Raw genomic sequence first — 17,366 nt, forward strand, 5'->3', positions numbered from 1 at the left:
GGCGCAGCACCAACAACCCCAACAAGAGGACCACCATGAATCTGGAAAACCAAGTCGCCCTGATCAGCGGCGCATCGCGCGGCATCGGCAAGGCCATCGCTCTCGAACTGGCACGCCAGGGCGCGAAAGTCGTCGGCACCGCCACCAGCGACGCCGGCGCGCAGGCGATCTCGGACTACCTGGCGCCGTTCGGCGGCAAGGGCGTCGTCCTGAATGTGCTCGACAGCGAACGCTGCGCGGCCGTCGTGGCGGATGTGCAGAAGGACTTCGGCAGCCTGTCGATCCTTGTCAACAATGCTGGCATCACCCAGGACAACCTGGCCATGCGCATGAAGGACGATGAGTGGGACGGCGTGATCGCCACCAACCTGACCGCCGTCGGCCGCCTGTCGCGACTGGTGCTGCGCGGGATGATGAAGGCCAAGGCGGGCCGCATCATCAACATCACGTCGGTGGTGGGCGCCTCGGGCAACCCGGGCCAGATGAACTATGCAGCGGCCAAGGCGGGCGTGGCCGGCATGACCCGCGCGCTGGCGCGCGAGATCGGCAGCCGCAATATCACTGTCAATTGCGTCGCGCCGGGCTTCATCGATACCGACATGACCAAGTCGCTGGGCGACGACCAGCACGCTGCACTGCTGACCCAGATTCCGCTGGGCCGCCTTGGCCAGCCGGAAGACATCGCGCATGCAGTGGCGTTCCTGGCCGGTCCGCAAGCGGCCTATATCACAGGCACCGAGCTGCATGTGAACGGCGGCATGTACATGAATTAAGTATATTAAGCATCAAGCACGAAATCAGAAGCAATAGAGCGAAGGATTGCACGATAATTGGCCCCGTTTGAACAGGACGATATCGGTGCAATCCCGACTTTTAGCAGGACTTTCCGGCGAGTTAGGCGCAGTCGCCGAAAATAGTTTTTCAGGTCGCAAACCTGATAAAATGCGCGCACTTTCCGCAACACATACCTTAATGGAGCTACAACATGTCGGATATCGAACAACGCGTTAAAAAAATCGTCGCTGAGCAACTGGGTGTTGCTGAAGCCGACATCAAAATCGAATCCTCGTTCGTTGACGACCTCGGTGCTGACTCGCTGGACACCGTCGAGCTGGTGATGGCTCTGGAAGATGAGTTCGAAATGGAAATCCCTGACGAACAGGCTGAGAAGATCACCACCGTCAAGCAAGCCATCGACTACGCTACCGCGCACGTCAAAGCCTGAGTCGGGGTCTAGTAGTCGCTTTACAGTTTTTGGGAGAATCGCTTGAGTCGTTCACGCAACCGCCGTGTCGTCGTCACTGGCCTGGGCTGCATTTCACCAATCGGTAACACCGTTACCGAAGCGTGGGATGCAGCGCTGGCTGGCAAGTCGGGTATTGCCGCCATCACCAAGTTTGATGCGTCGCAATTCACGACCCACTTCGCTGGTGAAGTAAAGAACTTCGTCGTCGAGGATTACCTGCCGGGCAAAGAAGGCCGCCATATGGATAGCTTTATCCATTACGGCATGGCAGCCGGTATCCAGGCCCTGCAGGATTCGGGCCTGGTTGTTACCGAAGAAAATGCGGACCGCATTGGCGTGGTGATCGGTTCGGGCATCGGCGGCTTGCCGCTGATCGAAGCCACCAAAGAGGAATACATGAACCGCGGCGCACGCCGTATTTCGCCATTCTTCGTGCCAGCCTCGATCATCAACATGATCTCGGGCGATCTCTCGATCAAGTTCGGCCTGCGTGGCCCGAACCTGGCCATCGTCACCGCTTGCACCACCGGCCTGCACAGCATCGGCGCGGCAGCGCGCCTGATCGAATACGGCGACGCTGACGTGATGATCGCAGGCGGCGCCGAGTCGACCGTGTCGCCACTGGGCCTGGGCGGCTTCGCCTCGGCACGCGCACTGTCGACCCGCAACGATGATCCGGCCACAGCCTCGCGTCCGTGGGACCGCGACCGCGACGGCTTCGTGCTGGGTGAGGGCGCCGGTGTCATGGTCGTCGAAGAGTATGAGCACGCTGTCGCGCGCGGCGCCCGCATCTACGCTGAAGTCATCGGCTTTGGCATGAGTGCAGACGCCAACCACATCACCTCGCCGGTCGAGGATGGCAGTGGCGCGGCACGTTGCATGGTCAATGCCCTCAACAACGCCGGCATCAATGCCGACCAGGTGCAGTACGTGAATGCGCACGGCACCTCGACGCCATTGGGCGATGCTGCAGAAGTGCGTGGCATCAAGCGCGTGTTTGGCGACCATGCCAAGAAGATTGTCGTGAATTCGACCAAGTCGATGACCGGTCACCTGCTTGGTGGCGCCGGCGGCCTGGAATCGGTGTTCACGGTACTGGCGATCCATAACCAGATCTCGCCGCCGACGATCAACATCTTCAACCAGGATCCCGAGTGCGACCTGGACTTCTGCGCCAACACGGCGCGTGAGATGAAGATCGATTACGCGGTGAAGAACTCGTTCGGTTTCGGCGGTACCAACGGTACGCTCGTTTTCGCGAAAATCTGAACTTGACCAGCCCCATCCCGGTCGAACGGGATGGGCGTTTTCTGTAGCCCGGTGCATTGCCCGCTTGTTGTTCTACAGCGGTGATGCTCCGGTGCTGGCGGCAACCGTCCGCAGCTTGCCCGCCGGGCCAGCCGATTCCTGTTATTCCTGTTTCCCTCGTTGTATGAACTGTGCGGTGTCTGTCATCGTCCGGCCGTCGCGTTGCCTGTATTGGCTGTGCGCCGCGCTCGGTGGCGCCCTCATTGCGACCGCATTGGTCATCGGCCTTGGCACGCCTGAACGCTTCGCGTTGGGCGGGCTGGTCGCCCTTGTGCCGCTGGCCGGCGCTGCGGCGCTGGGGTGGCCGTTGGTCCGCGCACGCCATCGTCTGCAGGCTTGCTTACAGGCTGATTCCCATGCACTTTTGCCCAAATTTGGAACGGCACACCGCCTTGATATTTCTGGACTTGGGCAGCTACGCCTGACGGTACAACAAGAGATGCGCGCGGCCGGCGCACTGCACGTAGCGGGTTCATCCGGCCCCACGTCCGAAGGCGTTGCGGTGACGCTGCTGCCGGGTGCCACGGTCTGGCCGGGCTGCATTCTGCTGCGTCTGCGCACGGCGGCCGGCAAGACGGTAGCGCTCGTCGTACTGCGCGACAGCCTGTCGCCAGGCGACTTTCGTGCGCTGTCCGTGGCCGTACGGTCGTTGGCGCAGGGTGCGCGCGACGAAGCGACAAAAATACTTTGAACTTATTGCAGGGGATCAACTCTCAGGAGAGGGTCGCCAATGGGGCATGGTCCGTGACGACAGAACGCGAGAGTGATCAGTTGCTGGTGGAGCGCGTGCAGGCAGGGGAACATAAGGCGTTCGATCTGCTCGTCTCCAAGTACCAGCGCCGCTTGATGCGCCTGGTGTCGCGTCTTGTTCACGATCCGGCCGAGGCCGAAGACGTCGTGCAGGAAACGTTCATCAAGGCGTACCGGGCACTGCGCCATTTTCGCGGCGATTCCGCGTTTTATACCTGGCTGTATCGGATAGGCATTAACACGGCCAAGAATTACCTGGTGACCCAAGGCAGGCGCGCGCCGACCTCGACTGAAACAGATGCTGAAGGGGCTGAAGGCTTTGACGATGCGGACAGCCTGCGTGACATTAATACGCCGGAGTCAATGCTGGCCAGTAAGCAGATCGCCCACACGGTGAATGCGGCCATGGAAGCGCTGCCCCTGGAATTACGCACGGCAATTGTCTTGCGCGAAATAGAAGGACTCAGCTACGAAGAAATATTTGAAGTAATGGCCTGTCCCATCGGTACGGTACGCAGCCGTATTTTTCGGGCGCGCGAAGTCATTGCCGAAAAATTGCGGCCTTTGCTTGAATTTCCGGTTGACAAACGACGGTAGGTAGCGGGATCGTACGAACACAGCATTAAGATTGAACTTACCGTGAACACACCGACGTCGACGGACACTCCGATGGACACCAACGAGACACTACGCGCGCATATCTCCGCACTGGTCGACGGCGAATTGCCGCAGGCCGATGTGGAGTTGGCGTTTGCCGCACTTCAGGAAAAGGATGGCAAAGCGGCGTGGGACCGGTATCACCTGATCAGGGACACGCTGCGCGCTACGCCCGCGCCAGCGCTGTCGCCCGGCTTTGCCGAACGGCTGGCGGCGCGCCTGGCGGCTGAGTCGGTGGCATTGGCACCCGAAGGTGGCGATGGTGCCCGCAGCGCCACCGAGTCGACGGGTCAGGCAGCTATCCTCGCCAATCCTGGCGCTTCCTGAGCCGCGCTTCCTCCTCAGATCAGGCTGTCACGCTGTGCGGCCCGGGCCGTCCTGCACGCGACGCCTCGCGACGCGACAAAGCGCCGTTTTTGGCTTACCATTTGGTCAATCTTAGCCATTCAACAGCGAATCCATGACCAGTAAAACTGCCAGCCTGCTCTTGTCGGCACTGCTCGTGTCCGGCACCTCTGCATTCACCCTGTCGCCTGCGTATGCCGCTGGCGCCGCACCTGTGTCGGCGCCCACCGTCACGGGCTTGCCCGACTTCACCGATGTGATCGACAAGGTCGGCCCGGCTGTCGTGAATATCCGCACCACCGAACGTGTCAGCACGCGGGGCGGGGCACCCGGCGAAGAAGAAATGCAGGAATTCTTGCGCCGCTTCTTCGGTGGCCAGATGCCGCCGCGCGGCGGCCGGCGCGGCCCGCCGCAAGCCGAAGAAGAGCGCGAAGTCCAGCGCGGCGTCGGCTCCGGCTTCATCATTTCGGGCGATGGTTACGTGCTGACCAATGCCCACGTCGTCGAAGGCGCCGACGAAGTCACGGTCACGCTGACCGACCGGCGCGAATTCAAGGCCAAGGTGCTGGGCGCCGACCGCCGCTCGGACGTCGCACTGCTCAAGCTGACCGCCACCAACCTCCCGTACCTGCGCACGGGCGACTCGAGCAAGATCCGCGTCGGCGAATGGGTGCTGGCGATCGGCTCGCCATTCGGCCTCGAAAACACGGTCACGGCCGGCATCATTTCGGCCAAGTCGCGCGACACGGGCGAGTACCTGCCGCTGATCCAGAGCGACGTGGCCGTCAACCCGGGTAACTCGGGCGGTCCGCTGATCAATATGCGCGGCGAAGTCATCGGCATCAATTCGCAGATCGCCACCTTGTCCGGCGCGTACAACGGCATCTCGTTCGCGGTGCCGATCGATGAAGTCACGCGCGTGTCCGAGCAACTCAAGGCCACCGGCAAGGTCACGCGGGGCCGCATCGGCGTGCAGATCAGCGAGGTCACGCGCGACGTGGCCGAATCGCTGGGCCTGGGCAAGGCGCGCGGCGCCGAAGTGTCGATGGTCGAGGCGGGCGGGCCGGCCGAGAAGGGCGGCATCAAGGTCGGCGACATCATCCTGGCCTTCAACAAGCAGCCGGTCGAGACCACGCGCGACCTGCCGCGCCTGGTGGGCGCCGCCAAGGTCGGCAGCCGCGCCAGCGTCACCGTCTGGCGCCGCGGCGCGCAGGTCGAGGTACCGGTCACGATCGTCGAGCTGCAGGACGAGAAATCGACGCTTGGCAAGCCTGCGGCGAAAAAGCCGGCACAGGGCGCGACGGCCAATGCGTTTGGCTTGACCTTGTCGGCTATCCCGCAGGCCGACCGCCGCCAGTTGGGCGTGGAGGGCGGCGTGCTGGTCGAGAACGCGACCGGCGCCGCAGCCAGCGCCGGCATCGAGCCGGGCGACGTGCTCCTGCAGTGGAACAACACGCCGCTAACGAGCGTCGAACAGTTCGCGGGTCTGCTCGCCAAGCATGACAAGGCGAAGCCGGTGGCGCTGCTGGTGCAACGCGACGGCGCCACGCAATACCTGACCATCAAGCCGCGTCCCTGATGCGCGCAGTGCCCGCCGCGCCACCAGTATCGTTCACGCTGTATGCGCGCGGGTATTGCCATCTGTGCGACGACATGCTGGCCGCGCTGCGGGCCCTGGAAACCTCGGCGCAGCCGTTCGCCATCACTGTGCTGGACGTCGATGCCGATCCCGCACTGGTGGCGCGCTTCGACGAGCTGGTGCCGGTGCTGTATGGCGCACTCGACCAGCCCGAGCTGTGCCATTACTTCCTCGACCGCACCGCCGTGCTGGCCTACCTTGATGGGCAGGCCGGAAATCCCGTTGGGCGTCCCGAAATCCGGTAAAATGCCGGGTTGGCGTGTTTCAAGACGGCCCTCCCCAGAATTGTTTGCTTTGCCATGGCGCTCGCCTGGGGACCGGCACGGCCCCGGCGCGGCGCTTTTTCTGTTTGCCGCGCGCGGCACGTGCACCCTGATTCAGTCGTATCCGCCGCATTCGCGGTCTATTTGGTTTTGAGCTCTGTTAATGAACAACATACGTAACTTCTCCATCATCGCCCACATCGACCACGGTAAATCGACCCTGGCTGACCGCATCATTCAGCTGTGCGGCGGCTTGTCGGACCGTGAAATGGATGCCCAGGTGCTCGATTCGATGGACCTGGAACGCGAGCGCGGCATCACCATCAAGGCCCAGACCGCGGCCCTGCATTACAAGGCGCGCGATGGCCAGGTCTATAACCTGAACCTGATCGACACCCCGGGTCACGTCGACTTCTCCTACGAAGTAAGCCGCTCGCTGTCCGCCTGCGAAGGCGCGCTGCTGGTGGTCGACGCGTCGCAGGGCGTGGAAGCGCAGACGGTCGCCAACTGCTACACCGCACTCGACCTGGGCGTCGAAGTGGTGCCGATCCTGAACAAGATCGACTTGCCGCACGCCGACCCGGACAACGCACGCAAGGAAATCGAAGACGTCATCGGCATTGATGCCAGCGACGCGACGATGTGCTCGGCCAAGACGGGCCTGGGCATCGAAGACGTGCTGGAAACGCTGATCGCCCGCGTGCCGCCGCCGAAAGGCGACGCCGATGCGCCGCTGCAGGCGCTGATCGTCGACTCGTGGTACGACCCCTACGTCGGCGTCGTGATGCTGGTGCGCGTGATCAACGGCACGCTGCGTCCGAAAGACAAGATTCTGCTGATGGCGACCGGTTCGGTGAACCTGGTCGAAAGCATCGGCGTGTTCACGCCGCGCTCGGTCTCGCTGCCGTCGCTGTCGGCTGGCCAGGTGGGCTTCATCATCGCCGGCATCAAGGAACTGACCGCCGCGAAGGTGGGCGATACAGTGACCCTGGCCAACAAGCCGGCTACTGAACCGCTGCCGGGCTTCAAGGAAGTGCAGCCGCAAGTGTTTGCCGGCCTGTTCCCGGTCGAAGCCAACCAGTACGATGCGCTGCGCGATTCCCTCGAAAAGCTCAAGCTGAACGATGCCGCCCTGATGTACGAGCCGGAAGTCTCGCAGGCGCTGGGCTTCGGCTTCCGCTGCGGCTTCCTGGGCCTGTTGCACATGGAAATCGTGCAGGAGCGCCTCGAGCGCGAATTTGACATGGACCTGATCACGACGGCCCCGACCGTGGTGTACGAAGTCGAAATGCGCGACGGCACCATGATCCGCGTCGACAATCCATCGAAGATGCCGGAACCATCGAAGATCAACGAAGTGCGCGAGCCGATCGTCGACGTCAACCTGTACATGCCGCAAGAATACGTGGGCGCCGTGATGACGCTGTGTAATGGCAAGCGCGGCATCCAGATGGACATGGCCTACCACGGTCGCCAGGTGAAGCTGCACTACGAAATCCCGATGGCCGAGATCGTGCTGGACTTCTTCGATCGCCTGAAGTCCACGTCGCGCGGTTACGCGTCGATGGATTACGAGTTCAAGGAAAACCGCGCTGCCGACGTCGTCAAGGTCGATATGCTGATCAACAGCGAGAAGGTCGATGCGCTGGCGATCATCGTGCACCGTGCCAACGCACCGTACCGTGGCCGCCAGGTGGCGGCGAAGATGCGCGAACTGATCCCGCGCCAGATGTTCGACGTCGCGATCCAGGCCGCCATTGGCGCAACGATCATTTCGCGTGAAAACGTGAAGGCACTGCGCAAGAACGTGCTGGCCAAGTGCTACGGCGGCGATATTTCCCGTAAAAAGAAACTGCTCGAGAAGCAAAAGGCAGGCAAGAAACGCATGAAGCAGGTCGGTTCGGTGGAGATTCCACAAGAGGCGTTCCTGGCGATCCTCCAGGTGGAAGACAAATAATGAACCTGCAACCCGTGTTGAGCAATTTTGCCCTGATCCTGTTCGTGCTGATGGTCATCACGGGCATCATCTGGTGCCTGGACCGGTTTGTGTTGGCAAAGCAGCGCCGGCGCGCCGCCGATGCCGCGCTGCGCGAGTACGATGCGCGCAACGCCAAGCTGGTGGCCGAGGGCATCAAGGTCGACCACAACGGCAACCGCGCTGCGATCGAAGCGGCGCACGTGCGCCAGCCGACCTGGGTCGAGTATTCGGGCAGCTTCTTCCCGGTGATTGCGATGGTGTTCATCCTGCGCTCGTTCCTGTGGGAGCCGTTCAAGATCCCGTCGTCGTCGATGGTGCCGACGTTGCTGGTGGGCGACTTCATCCTGGTGAACAAGTACACCTACGGTATTCGCCTGCCAATCATCAACAAGAAAATTATCCAGATCAATGACCCGCAGCGGGGCGACGTGATGGTGTTTAAATATCCAAAGGACATGAGCCAGGATTACATCAAGCGCGTCGTTGGCGTGCCTGGTGATACCATCACCTACGAAGACAAACGCCTGACCGTCAATGGCAAGGCCGTCGAGTACACGCCGCTGGACGATTACCTGGACGACCAGCATCCGGTCTACCACAAGCAGCTCGAAGAAAAACTGCCGAGCCCGGGCGGTTTCACGCAACATCGCATCCTGAACACGGCCGATCGCCGCAACTTTGACTTCCCCAGCGTCGAGCAGTTCCCGCTGCGCGAAGCCTGCGACTATACGGAAGACAAGTTCACCTGCGTCGTGCCGGCCGGCCAGTATTTCATGATGGGCGACAACCGCGACAACAGCGCCGACAGCCGCTACTGGGGCTTCGTGCCAGACCGTAATATCGTGGGCAAGGCATTCGTCGTCTGGATGAACTTTGGCAACTTCAAACGCGTTGGCGGCATTCACTAAAGGGGTGCGTATGGTCCGGAGCAAACAGCAGGGCGTCACCTTGACCGGCCTGATCGTGGCCCTCGCCGTGATCGGCCTCGTGCTGGTCTTTGCGATGCGCATGATTCCGGCCTATATCGAGTACAACGCGATCAAGACCGCGATCGTCAAGACCAAGGCCGAAGGCGGCACGGTGCGGGCGATGCAGGCAGCGTTCGACCGCAACACCAGCATCAACGACGTCGAAGCCATCCGCGGCACCGACCTGGTCTTCACACGCGACAATGGCGACCTCGAGATCAGCTTCGCCTACGAAAAACGCCTGCCCCTGGCCGGCAACGTCAGCATCCTCATCGATTTTTCCGGCACCACGGACCCGAGCGGCATCGTTGCCGAGGCCAGTACCGCCGCACCGTAACCGTACTTTCACGCCATATGGACTTCGTGGCAGGGCGCCTGGCGCCGGCCACGCACACGACACCGACAATGAATCATCAGTTATTGCAGACGCGCTTGGGCTACACATTCCGGGATGCCGGGCTGCTTCAGCAAGCCCTGACCCACCGTAGCCATAGCGCGCTGCATAACGAGCGCCTCGAATTTCTGGGCGACTCGATCCTGAACTGCGTCGTCGCCTCGATCCTGTACGAGCGCTATCGTGGCCTGGATGAAGGCGACCTGTCGCGCCTGCGCGCCAATCTCGTCAAGCAGCAGGCGCTGTTTGAAATCGCCCAGAAGCTCGACCTGTCGCAGTTCCTGCGCCTGGGCGAGGGCGAACTGAAATCGGGGGGCTTTCGCCGTCCGTCGATCCTGGCCGATACGCTCGAAGCCCTGCTGGGCGCGATCTTCCTCGATGCCGGATTCGACAGTGCGCGCGACGTCATCCGCGCCTTCTATATTCCGCTGCTCGATACGGTCGACCCGGGCACGCTGGGCAAGGACGCCAAGACGCTGCTGCAGGAATTCCTGCAGGCCAAGCGGATCGCGCTGCCGACGTATAATGTGGTGGCCACGCACGGCGCCGCACACAGCCAGGAATTCGAAGTCGAATGCCTGGTGCCCAAATTGAGTGTGCAAGTGTTCGGGCGCGGTGGCAGCCGCCGCGCTGCCGAGCAGGCCGCGGCCAGCCTGGCCCTGGGCGCCGCCCAGAAGGCGCTGGCCAAGTCGCCTGTGAGCCGCAAGGCCAAGCCGCGCACGGCCCAGCTCAAGCTGGCCGGCATCGCCACCAATCAGGGCGGCGCCCCAGACCAATCCTTGGCGCCGGCTGCGGCAAAGCCAGAACAACCAGGAAGCAAAAAAGCATGAACGCCATCCCCGACAATTTCCGCTGCGGCTATATCGCCATCGTTGGCCGTCCGAACGTCGGCAAGTCGACGCTGATGAACGTCCTGATCGGCGCCAAGGTGTCGATCACGTCGCGCAAGGCGCAGACCACCCGCCACCGCATCACCGGCATCCAGACCCGCGACGACGCCCAGTTCATCTACGTCGACACGCCGGGCTTCCAGACCCGGCATGCCAACGCGCTGAACAAGACGCTCAACAAAACCGTCTCGAACACGCTGATCTCGGCCGACGTCGTCCTGTATCTGCTCGAAGCCGGCACCTTCGGCCCGGCCGACCAGCAAGTACTGGAACTGTTGCCTAAGAACGTGCCGGTGATCCTGGTGCTGAACAAGTCCGACCACGTCAAGGACAAGGCCGTCTTGATGCCGTTCGCGCAAAAGATCGCCGCGATGCGCGAATTCGCCGCTGTCGTGCCGGTCTCTGCCAAGCTGCGCTTCCAGATCGATGCGCTGGAAAACGAGATCAAGAACCACCTGCCGCAGAATGCGCCCGTGTTTGGCCCCGACGACATCACCGACCGCAGCGAAAAGTTCCTCGCGGCCGAGATCGTCCGTGAAAAAGTATTCCGCCTGTCGGGCGACGAATTGCCGTACACCAGCACCGTGCTGATCGAGCAGTTCCTGCAAGAGGGCAATCTGCGCCGCGTGTTTGCCGCCATCCTGGTCGAGCGCGACACCCATAAATCGATGATCATCGGTAACAAGGGTGCGCGCCTGAAAGAAATTTCGACGCAATCGCGCCTCGATATGGAAAAACTGTTCGGCGGTCCCGTGTACCTGGAAATCTGGGTCAAGGTCAAATCGGGCTGGGCCGACAATGAAATGGGCCTGCGCGCCTACGGTTACGAGTAAGTTCCCGGAGCGCGCCCACACAGCATGCCGAGCCACGATGACCTGATCGACGACGCGCCCGAGCAGGCGGCGCCAACGCCCGCCAAGCGGACCCGCGCGTCGGCCAGCGCACCGGCCAGGACCTCTTCGCGTGACGGCCGCGTGCTGGGCCAGCCCGGCTTCGTGCTGCACAGCTATCCCTACAAAGAAACCAGCCTGATCATCGACATGTTCACGCGCGACCACGGTCGCGTGGGTGTCGTGGCCAAGGGCGCCAAGCGCCCGTTTTCCAAGCTGCGTGGCGTGCTGCAAACCTTCCAGCCGCTGTCCGTGTCGTGGAGCGGCAAGTCCGAGCTGCGCACGCTGATCGACGCCGAATGGGTCGGCGGCATGCTCCCGCTTGAGCGCACGGCGCTGTTGTGCGGCTTCTACCTCAACGAACTCCTCGTCAAGCTGCTGGCGCGCGACGATCGCCATCCAGCCCTGTTCGACCACTATGTCTCGACCTTGAACCAGTTGGCGCACGGCGAACCTGCGCAAATTGTCTTGCGAAAATTCGAACGGGCCTTACTTAAGGAGACAGGGGTCGCTGCCGATCTGAGCCGCTGTACGACCACGCGCAGTCGGGTGGAGTCGGGCGGTGACTATGTAGTGGACCCCGAACGCGGCGCGCGCGAAGCCGGTGCCGGCGAAGTCTGGCCGGTGGTACTGGGCAAGACGCTGCTGGACATGGAGCGCGAAGACTATACTGACCCGGCCACGCAGGCGCAAAGCAAGCAATTGATGCGCTTCCTGCTGGCGCACCACCTGGGCGGCCAGCCGCTCAACACGCGCCAGATCCTGATCGACTTGATGCAACTGTAAAACAAGACCAAACACCATGAGCTTCCTGCAACCCGTTGGCCAGGTGATCGACCTGGGCGTGAACATCGACCACATCGCCACCGTGCGCAATGCGCGCGGCACGACTTATCCCGATCCTCTACGCGGCGCGCTGCTGGCCGAGCAGGCTGGCGCCGACCTGATCACGCTGCATCTGCGTGAAGATCGCCGCCACATCCGCGACGCCGACGTGATCGCATTGCGCCCGCTGCTGGCCACCCGCATGAACCTGGAAGCGGCCGTCACGCGCGAGATGATCGATTTCGCCTGCCGCGTCAAGCCACAGGACGTGTGCCTGGTGCCCGAGCGGCGCGAAGAAGTCACGACCGAAGGCGGCCTCGACGTCGTGCGTTACTACAACGAGGTCGAGGCGGCCGTGAAGCAGCTGAAGGACGAGGGCATCCGCGTCTCGCTGTTCATCGATGCCGACGCGCGCCAGATCGAGGCGGCCGCCGCCGTCGGCGCAACCGTCATCGAGCTGCACACGGGCCGCTATGCGGAAGCCACGCCGGACGAAGTAGCGCACGAGCTCGAACGCATCCGCTTCGGCGCGCGTGAAGGCGTCCAGCGCGGCCTGCGCGTGAATGCCGGCCACGGCCTGCACTACACCAACGTCCAGCCGATCGCGGCTATCAAGGATCTGCACGAGCTGAACATCGGCCACGCCATTGTCGGCCACGCCTTGTTTGTGGGCTTTGAAAACGCCGTGCGCGAGATGAAGGCGATCATGGTCGCGGCGCGCCTGGGCACGGCCTATACGAGCGGGACCGAGCCGGCATGATCTACGGCATCGGCACCGACATCGTCCAGATTTCGCGCGTGGAGGCAGCGCTGGCGCGCAGCGGCCCGCGCTTTGCCGAAAAAGTCCTCGGCCCGCAAGAGCTGGCCAAGTACCACGCCCGCAGCGCCAAGAATGCGGTGCGCGGGCTGCGTTTTTTGGCTACGAGGTTTTCGGCCAAGGAAGCGTTCTCGAAAGCCATCGGCACCGGGATCCGCATGCCGATGACCTGGCGATCGATGCAGATGCTCAATGCCCCGAGCGGCAAACCGGTGATCGTCTGCAGCGGCGCGCTCGAAGAATTCATGCAGCAGAACCGGCTCAGCGCCCAGGTGTCGATCAGCGACGAGGCCGATTACGGCGTCGCGTTCGTCATCGTCACCCAGGCCCCTGCGCCAACAGCCTGACCCCTTTTCAAGAGATTCATGTCCGAAGCAAAGCCCGTCGTACCCACCACGCCCACCGACAGCGGTGTCGAACTCACGCCCGAACTGACGGCGCGCCTGGGGCGCGAACGCCTTGCAGAAGCGCGTGATCAGTCGCGCGCCGAGGCCAACCGCGAACTGAGCCCGAAGGTCGAACCCGACGTGCGCGCGCAGGTGCTCGCGACCGTCAATCGCCTGCCTGGTTTGCCTGGCGTCTACCGCTACTTCGACGCGGCCGAGAATGTTTTATACGTCGGCAAGGCGCGCAATCTGAAGAACCGCGTCTCGAGCTATTTCCAGAAGAACCTGTCCAGTCCGCGCATCGCGATGATGGTGTCGCAGATCGCGCGCCTGGAAACGACGATCGTCAGCAGCGAGGCCGAAGCGCTGATCCTTGAAAACAACCTGATCAAGTCGCTCAAGCCGCGCTACAACATCCTGTTTCGCGACGATAAATCGTACCCGTACATCAAGATCACGGGCGGCGAAGCGCCGCGCATGGCGTATTACCGCGGCGCGCTCGACAAGCGCAACCAGTACTTCGGCCCATTCCCGAGTGCGTGGGCAGCCAAGGAATCGATCCAGCTGCTGCAGCGCGTGTTCATGCTGCGCACCTGTGAAGACAGCGTGTACGCCAACCGCACGCGGCCGTGCCTGCTGCACCAGATCGGCCGCTGCAGCGCGCCGTGCGTCAAGCTGATCGAGCCGGAGCAATACAAGCTCGACGTCGAGAACGCCGCGCGCTTCCTGCGCGGGCGCCAGAGCGAAGTCATGGCCGATCTGCAGAACAAGATGCAGACCTACGCGATGGACCTGAAGTTCGAGCAGGCCGCCGGTGTACGCAACCAGATCCAGGCGCTGTCGAAAGTGCTGCACGCGCAAAGCATGGAAACCGTGGGCGACGCCGATGTCGACGTCATTGCCGTCGTGCTGCAGGGCGGGCGCGCCTGCGTCAACCTGGCGATGGTCCGCGGCGGACGACACCTGGGCGACCGCGCGTACTTCCCGAGCCATGTCGGCGAGTCGCTGGGCGAATGCCCGCTCGAGGTCGAAGTGCTGTGCGCGTTCCTGGCGCAGCACTATGCGGGCCAGTTCATCCCGGGCACGCTGATCCTGAACGTCGAGTTCGACCAGCCTGAGCTGATCCTGGCGCTCAGCGAGCAATGCGGCCACCGCATCAACCTCGTGCTGCAGCCGGGCGGCCAGCGCCGCCAGTGGCTTGAGATGGCGCAGAAGGGCGGCGAGATCGCGCTGGCGCGCCTGCTGTCCGAGCAAGGCTCGCAGCAACTGCGCACGCGCGCGCTGGCCGACACGCTGGGGCTGGAGACCGACGATCTCGATGCACTGCGCATCGAGTGCTTCGATATCAGCCACACGGCAGGCGAGGCGACGCAGGCGTCGTGCGTCGTGTTCCACCACCACGCGATGCAGAACGGCGAGTATCGCCGCTTCAACATCAACGGCATCACGCCGGGCGACGATTACGCAGCGATGCGGCAGGTGCTGATGCGCCGCTACGAGAAAGTGGCGGCCGAGGTGCTGGCCGGCGCCGGCGTGATGCCCGACATCGTGCTGGTCGACGGCGGCAAGGGCCAGGTCGAGATGGCGCGCCAGGTATTCACAGAGCTGGGGCTGGACCTGTCGATGATCGTCGGCGTGGCCAAGGGGGAAGGGCGCCGCGTCGGCCTGGAAACCCTGATCTTCGCCGATGGCCGCCCGGCGCAGGAACTGGGCAAGGAATCGGCGGCGCTGATGCTGGTGGCCCTGATCCGCGACGAGGCGCACCGCTTCGCCATCACCGGGATGCGCGCCAAGCGCGCCAAGACGCGCCAGGCGTCGCGTCTGGAAGAGATCGAGGGTATCGGCGCCAAGCGCCGCCAGCGCCTTCTGGCGCGCTTTGGTGGCCTGCGCGGGGTCATCGACGCCAGTGTCGAAGACCTGATGACGGTCGAGGGTATTTCGAGCGCATTGGCCGAAGAAATTTACCGGCAATTACACTGAAGGTTGGCAGAGAGACGCGGCGCTCTGCGGCGCCGCCAATCTCTGCAGCCGGTGTCAACCGGCACCGTGCCACAGCCGTTGAGCTTGCACGCACCGCAGCGTCCGCTGTTCGTCGACATTACCGACGAGTCAACTGGCCCAAACCCCCTTAGCCATGTAGACTTACGGCCAAGCATTTTCCACGGTAATCAGCTCCCCCATGCCTTTAAATATCCCGATTCTCCTGACCTGGTTACGTGTCGCCCTGATTCCGCTGGTGGTCGGCTTGTTCTATCTTCCCTCCGACTGGATGAGCCTGCAGGACCGCAACTTGGCCGCCACGTCCGTCTTCATCGTGGCCGCGATCACCGACTGGTTCGACGGTTTCCTGGCCCGCCGCTGGAACGAAACCTCGGCCTTCGGCGCCTTCCTCGACCCGGTCGCCGACAAGCTGATGGTGGCCGTGGCGCTGCTCGTGCTGGTCCAGCTCGACCGCGTCGACGCGATCATTGCCGGCATCATCATCGGGCGCGAAATCACGATCTCGGCGCTGCGCGAATGGATGGCGCAGATCGGCGCGACGCGCTCGGTCGCGGTCAGCTCGATCGGCAAGATCAAGACGGCGGCCCAGATGACGGCGATCCCGATGCTGCTGTTCCACGACCGCCTGTTCGGCATCGATATCCACTTCTGGGGCGAGTACCTGCTGTGGATCGCGGGCGTGCTGACCGTGTGGTCGATGTTCTACTATCTGCGCCGCGCCTGGCCCCTGATCAAGGAAAAAGCGGGCCCGATTTAATTAGTTTCCGGGCATCCTTGACGTACGGAATAGAATCTCTATAATGCCTGCCTGTTGCGACAACAACGCGACAGATTGAAAGACGAAGCGGGAGTAGCTCAGTTGGTAGAGCGCAACCTTGCCAAGGTTGAGGTCGAGAGTTCGAGCCTCTTCTCCCGCTCCAAAGATTGCAAAGTTGGCACGCGATCTTGGAAAAACGTCTGAAACCTGTCATAATCGTTGTTCTGTACGCGGGAGTAGCTCAGTTGGTAGAGCGCAACCTTGCCAAGGTTGAGGTCGAGAGTTCGAGCCTCTTCTCCCGCTCCAGTTTCGGCTGGTTGTTGCAGAACGTAGCATTGGCGTAGTAAAGCAGTAGATGTAATCAGTAATTGCATGGCTCTAAGCGGGAGTAGCTCAGTTGGTAGAGCGCAACCTTGCCAAGGTTGAGGTCGAGAGTTCGAGCCTCTTCTCCCGCTCCAGTGTCTTGCAAATGGCGTAGTAACGTAGTACTCCCCAGCGGGAGTAGCTCAGTTGGTAGAGCGCAACCTTGCCAAGGTTGAGGTCGAGAGTTCGAGCCTCTTCTCCCGCTCCAGAATTCCAGGAAGATCCATTCTTCCCTTGTCGATGCGGTGCATAACCGCCCGCATCGCGAGTGCATCAAATCCTCTGGCGAGGTAGCAAAGCGGTTATGCAGCGGCCTGCAAAGCCGTCTAGGTCGGTTCGACTCCGATCCTCGCCTCCAGAACGCATCGCACGGGCCCTTTCAGGGCCCGTTTTGCGTTTGCGCAGACGATACTGTCGACATCCCCGCGACCCAGCACCTCAGCCACAGAGCGGCGGCTGATACCCACGCAACTGCACGGCGGCCAGCGGCCGGATCCTGACGCCGCACCGGTGCGACGAGATGATGGCCGCCAGTGCCGACAACACCTCACGTCCGATGCCGTGGTCGCCGTCATCGACGCGCGGCGACACGTGATGCAACGCGCTGAGAATGCAGGCATTCTCGGCCCGGTGCTCTGCCAGTCCGGCATACCGTACCTCCTCCATCACGCGCTCTTCATCCCGGAAGGCCGTTTCGGTCCCTGCCACCAGGTCCGTCCAGCCGGCGGCGAAGGACGCTTCAGGCTGCGCTGCCAGCGCGTCGATCTGGCGGCACAATTGCGTGTGTGTGTGCCGAAGGGCAGTACCGAGGGCGTGCGCCGCTTCATCCGCAGAGAGGGTGTGCATAAAGGCTCCTTGGCCGGGTGGAAACACGAAGAATGTCTGCGGG

General features: G+C 62.6%; 19 protein-coding genes and 5 tRNA genes. 23 read left to right on the forward strand and 1 reads right to left on the reverse strand.

What is annotated here, in order from left to right:
* The first annotated feature begins 35 nt into the window (after positions 1-35).
* The 23 genes from fabG to IFU00_07330 all read left to right on the forward strand — a co-directional run bounded on the left by fabG (position 36) and on the right by IFU00_07330 (position 16,835).
* Positions 36-773 (forward strand): 3-oxoacyl-ACP reductase FabG, encoded by a 738-nt coding sequence (gene fabG / locus IFU00_07220; GenBank protein ID MBD8542068.1) that lies wholly within the window; start codon positions 36-38, stop codon positions 771-773.
* A gap of 212 nt (positions 774-985) precedes the next feature.
* Complete coding sequence (gene acpP, locus IFU00_07225) at positions 986-1,225, forward strand: acyl carrier protein (GenBank protein MBD8542069.1); 240 nt, start codon at positions 986-988, stop codon at positions 1,223-1,225.
* Between the two features lie 42 nt (positions 1,226-1,267).
* Entirely contained in the window at positions 1,268-2,515 is a 1,248-nt protein-coding gene (gene fabF / locus IFU00_07230; GenBank protein MBD8542070.1) for a beta-ketoacyl-ACP synthase II, read from the forward strand.
* Between the two features lie 175 nt (positions 2,516-2,690).
* Positions 2,691-3,245 (forward strand): hypothetical protein, encoded by a 555-nt coding sequence (locus IFU00_07235; GenBank protein ID MBD8542071.1) that lies wholly within the window; start codon positions 2,691-2,693, stop codon positions 3,243-3,245.
* A gap of 53 nt (positions 3,246-3,298) precedes the next feature.
* Positions 3,299-3,901, forward strand: a complete 603-nt coding sequence (rpoE, locus tag IFU00_07240) for an RNA polymerase sigma factor RpoE (protein ID MBD8542072.1) — start codon at positions 3,299-3,301, stop codon at positions 3,899-3,901.
* Positions 3,902-3,973: 72 nt separating this feature from the next.
* Positions 3,974-4,288, forward strand: coding sequence for a sigma-E factor negative regulatory protein (locus tag IFU00_07245; GenBank protein ID MBD8542073.1), 315 nt, complete (start codon positions 3,974-3,976; stop codon positions 4,286-4,288).
* Between the two features lie 133 nt (positions 4,289-4,421).
* Positions 4,422-5,885: a DegQ family serine endoprotease gene (locus IFU00_07250; protein ID MBD8542074.1), complete on the forward strand. Its 1,464-nt coding sequence runs from the start codon at positions 4,422-4,424 to the stop codon at positions 5,883-5,885.
* Positions 5,885-6,190: a glutaredoxin family protein gene (locus IFU00_07255; GenBank protein ID MBD8542075.1), complete on the forward strand. Its 306-nt coding sequence runs from the start codon at positions 5,885-5,887 to the stop codon at positions 6,188-6,190. The genes IFU00_07250 and IFU00_07255 overlap by 1 nt, the downstream gene beginning before the upstream one ends.
* A gap of 181 nt (positions 6,191-6,371) precedes the next feature.
* Positions 6,372-8,165 (forward strand): elongation factor 4, encoded by a 1,794-nt coding sequence (lepA, locus tag IFU00_07260; protein MBD8542076.1) that lies wholly within the window; start codon positions 6,372-6,374, stop codon positions 8,163-8,165.
* Entirely contained in the window at positions 8,165-9,094 is a 930-nt protein-coding gene (gene lepB / locus IFU00_07265; GenBank protein MBD8542077.1) for a signal peptidase I, read from the forward strand. Before lepA ends, lepB begins: the two co-directional genes overlap by 1 nt.
* Before the next feature lie 10 nt (positions 9,095-9,104).
* Positions 9,105-9,491, forward strand: a complete 387-nt coding sequence (locus tag IFU00_07270; GenBank protein MBD8542078.1) for a DUF4845 domain-containing protein — start codon at positions 9,105-9,107, stop codon at positions 9,489-9,491.
* A 68-nt stretch (positions 9,492-9,559) separates the two neighbouring features.
* Positions 9,560-10,378, forward strand: a complete 819-nt coding sequence (rnc, locus tag IFU00_07275) for a ribonuclease III (protein ID MBD8542079.1) — start codon at positions 9,560-9,562, stop codon at positions 10,376-10,378.
* Positions 10,375-11,271: a GTPase Era gene (gene era / locus IFU00_07280; protein ID MBD8542080.1), complete on the forward strand. Its 897-nt coding sequence runs from the start codon at positions 10,375-10,377 to the stop codon at positions 11,269-11,271. Before rnc ends, era begins: the two co-directional genes overlap by 4 nt.
* Positions 11,272-11,295: 24 nt before the next feature.
* Positions 11,296-12,114, forward strand: coding sequence for a DNA repair protein RecO (gene recO / locus IFU00_07285; protein ID MBD8542081.1), 819 nt, complete (start codon positions 11,296-11,298; stop codon positions 12,112-12,114).
* 16 nt (positions 12,115-12,130) lie between these two features.
* Positions 12,131-12,913: a pyridoxine 5'-phosphate synthase gene (pdxJ, locus tag IFU00_07290; GenBank protein MBD8542082.1), complete on the forward strand. Its 783-nt coding sequence runs from the start codon at positions 12,131-12,133 to the stop codon at positions 12,911-12,913.
* Entirely contained in the window at positions 12,910-13,317 is a 408-nt protein-coding gene (locus IFU00_07295; GenBank protein MBD8542083.1) for a holo-ACP synthase, read from the forward strand. The genes pdxJ and IFU00_07295 overlap by 4 nt, the downstream gene beginning before the upstream one ends.
* A 156-nt stretch (positions 13,318-13,473) precedes the next feature.
* Positions 13,474-15,336 (forward strand): excinuclease ABC subunit UvrC, encoded by a 1,863-nt coding sequence (gene uvrC, locus IFU00_07300; protein MBD8542084.1) that lies wholly within the window; start codon positions 13,474-13,476, stop codon positions 15,334-15,336.
* Between the two features lie 199 nt (positions 15,337-15,535).
* Positions 15,536-16,114, forward strand: coding sequence for a CDP-diacylglycerol--glycerol-3-phosphate 3-phosphatidyltransferase (gene pgsA / locus IFU00_07305; GenBank protein MBD8542085.1), 579 nt, complete (start codon positions 15,536-15,538; stop codon positions 16,112-16,114).
* 87 nt (positions 16,115-16,201) lie between these two features.
* A tRNA-Gly gene (locus IFU00_07310) sits at positions 16,202-16,277 on the forward strand.
* A 67-nt stretch (positions 16,278-16,344) separates the two neighbouring features.
* Positions 16,345-16,420, forward strand: a tRNA-Gly gene (locus tag IFU00_07315).
* Between the two features lie 76 nt (positions 16,421-16,496).
* Positions 16,497-16,572: transfer RNA gene (locus tag IFU00_07320), tRNA-Gly, on the forward strand.
* Between the two features lie 37 nt (positions 16,573-16,609).
* Positions 16,610-16,685 (forward strand) — tRNA-Gly (locus IFU00_07325).
* 76 nt (positions 16,686-16,761) lie between these two features.
* Positions 16,762-16,835: transfer RNA gene (locus tag IFU00_07330), tRNA-Cys, on the forward strand.
* Positions 16,836-16,915: 80 nt separating this feature from the next.
* Here the strand turns inward: IFU00_07330 and IFU00_07335 are convergent.
* Positions 16,916-17,323 (reverse strand): hypothetical protein, encoded by a 408-nt coding sequence (locus IFU00_07335; GenBank protein MBD8542086.1) that lies wholly within the window; start codon positions 17,321-17,323, stop codon positions 16,916-16,918.
* Between the last annotated feature and the right edge of the window lie 43 nt (positions 17,324-17,366).

The sequence above is a fragment of the Oxalobacteraceae sp. CFBP 8761 genome (genome assembly GCA_014841595.1).
Classification (GTDB): Bacteria; Pseudomonadota; Gammaproteobacteria; order Burkholderiales; family Burkholderiaceae_D; genus Telluria.

Bases quoted from the DNA above. Each gene is read 5' to 3' on its own strand.
- pdxJ (MBD8542082.1), top strand. From the start codon at position 12,131: ATGAGCTTCCTGCAACCCGTTGGCCAGGTGATCGACCTGGGCGTGAAC.
- era (MBD8542080.1), top strand. From the start codon at position 10,375: ATGAACGCCATCCCCGACAATTTCCGCTGCGGCTATATCGCCATCGTT.
- lepB (MBD8542077.1), top strand. From the start codon at position 8,165: ATGAACCTGCAACCCGTGTTGAGCAATTTTGCCCTGATCCTGTTCGTG.
- rnc (MBD8542079.1), top strand. From the start codon at position 9,560: ATGAATCATCAGTTATTGCAGACGCGCTTGGGCTACACATTCCGGGAT.
- IFU00_07270 (MBD8542078.1), top strand. From the start codon at position 9,105: ATGGTCCGGAGCAAACAGCAGGGCGTCACCTTGACCGGCCTGATCGTG.
- IFU00_07295 (MBD8542083.1), top strand. From the start codon at position 12,910: ATGATCTACGGCATCGGCACCGACATCGTCCAGATTTCGCGCGTGGAG.
- lepA (MBD8542076.1), top strand. From the start codon at position 6,372: ATGAACAACATACGTAACTTCTCCATCATCGCCCACATCGACCACGGT.
- acpP (MBD8542069.1), top strand. From the start codon at position 986: ATGTCGGATATCGAACAACGCGTTAAAAAAATCGTCGCTGAGCAACTG.
- IFU00_07335 (MBD8542086.1), bottom strand. From the start codon at position 17,323: ATGCACACCCTCTCTGCGGATGAAGCGGCGCACGCCCTCGGTACTGCC.
- recO (MBD8542081.1), top strand. From the start codon at position 11,296: ATGCCGAGCCACGATGACCTGATCGACGACGCGCCCGAGCAGGCGGCG.
- IFU00_07245 (MBD8542073.1), top strand. From the start codon at position 3,974: ATGGACACCAACGAGACACTACGCGCGCATATCTCCGCACTGGTCGAC.
- IFU00_07255 (MBD8542075.1), top strand. From the start codon at position 5,885: ATGCGCGCAGTGCCCGCCGCGCCACCAGTATCGTTCACGCTGTATGCG.
- fabG (MBD8542068.1), top strand. From the start codon at position 36: ATGAATCTGGAAAACCAAGTCGCCCTGATCAGCGGCGCATCGCGCGGC.
- pgsA (MBD8542085.1), top strand. From the start codon at position 15,536: ATGCCTTTAAATATCCCGATTCTCCTGACCTGGTTACGTGTCGCCCTG.
- IFU00_07250 (MBD8542074.1), top strand. From the start codon at position 4,422: ATGACCAGTAAAACTGCCAGCCTGCTCTTGTCGGCACTGCTCGTGTCC.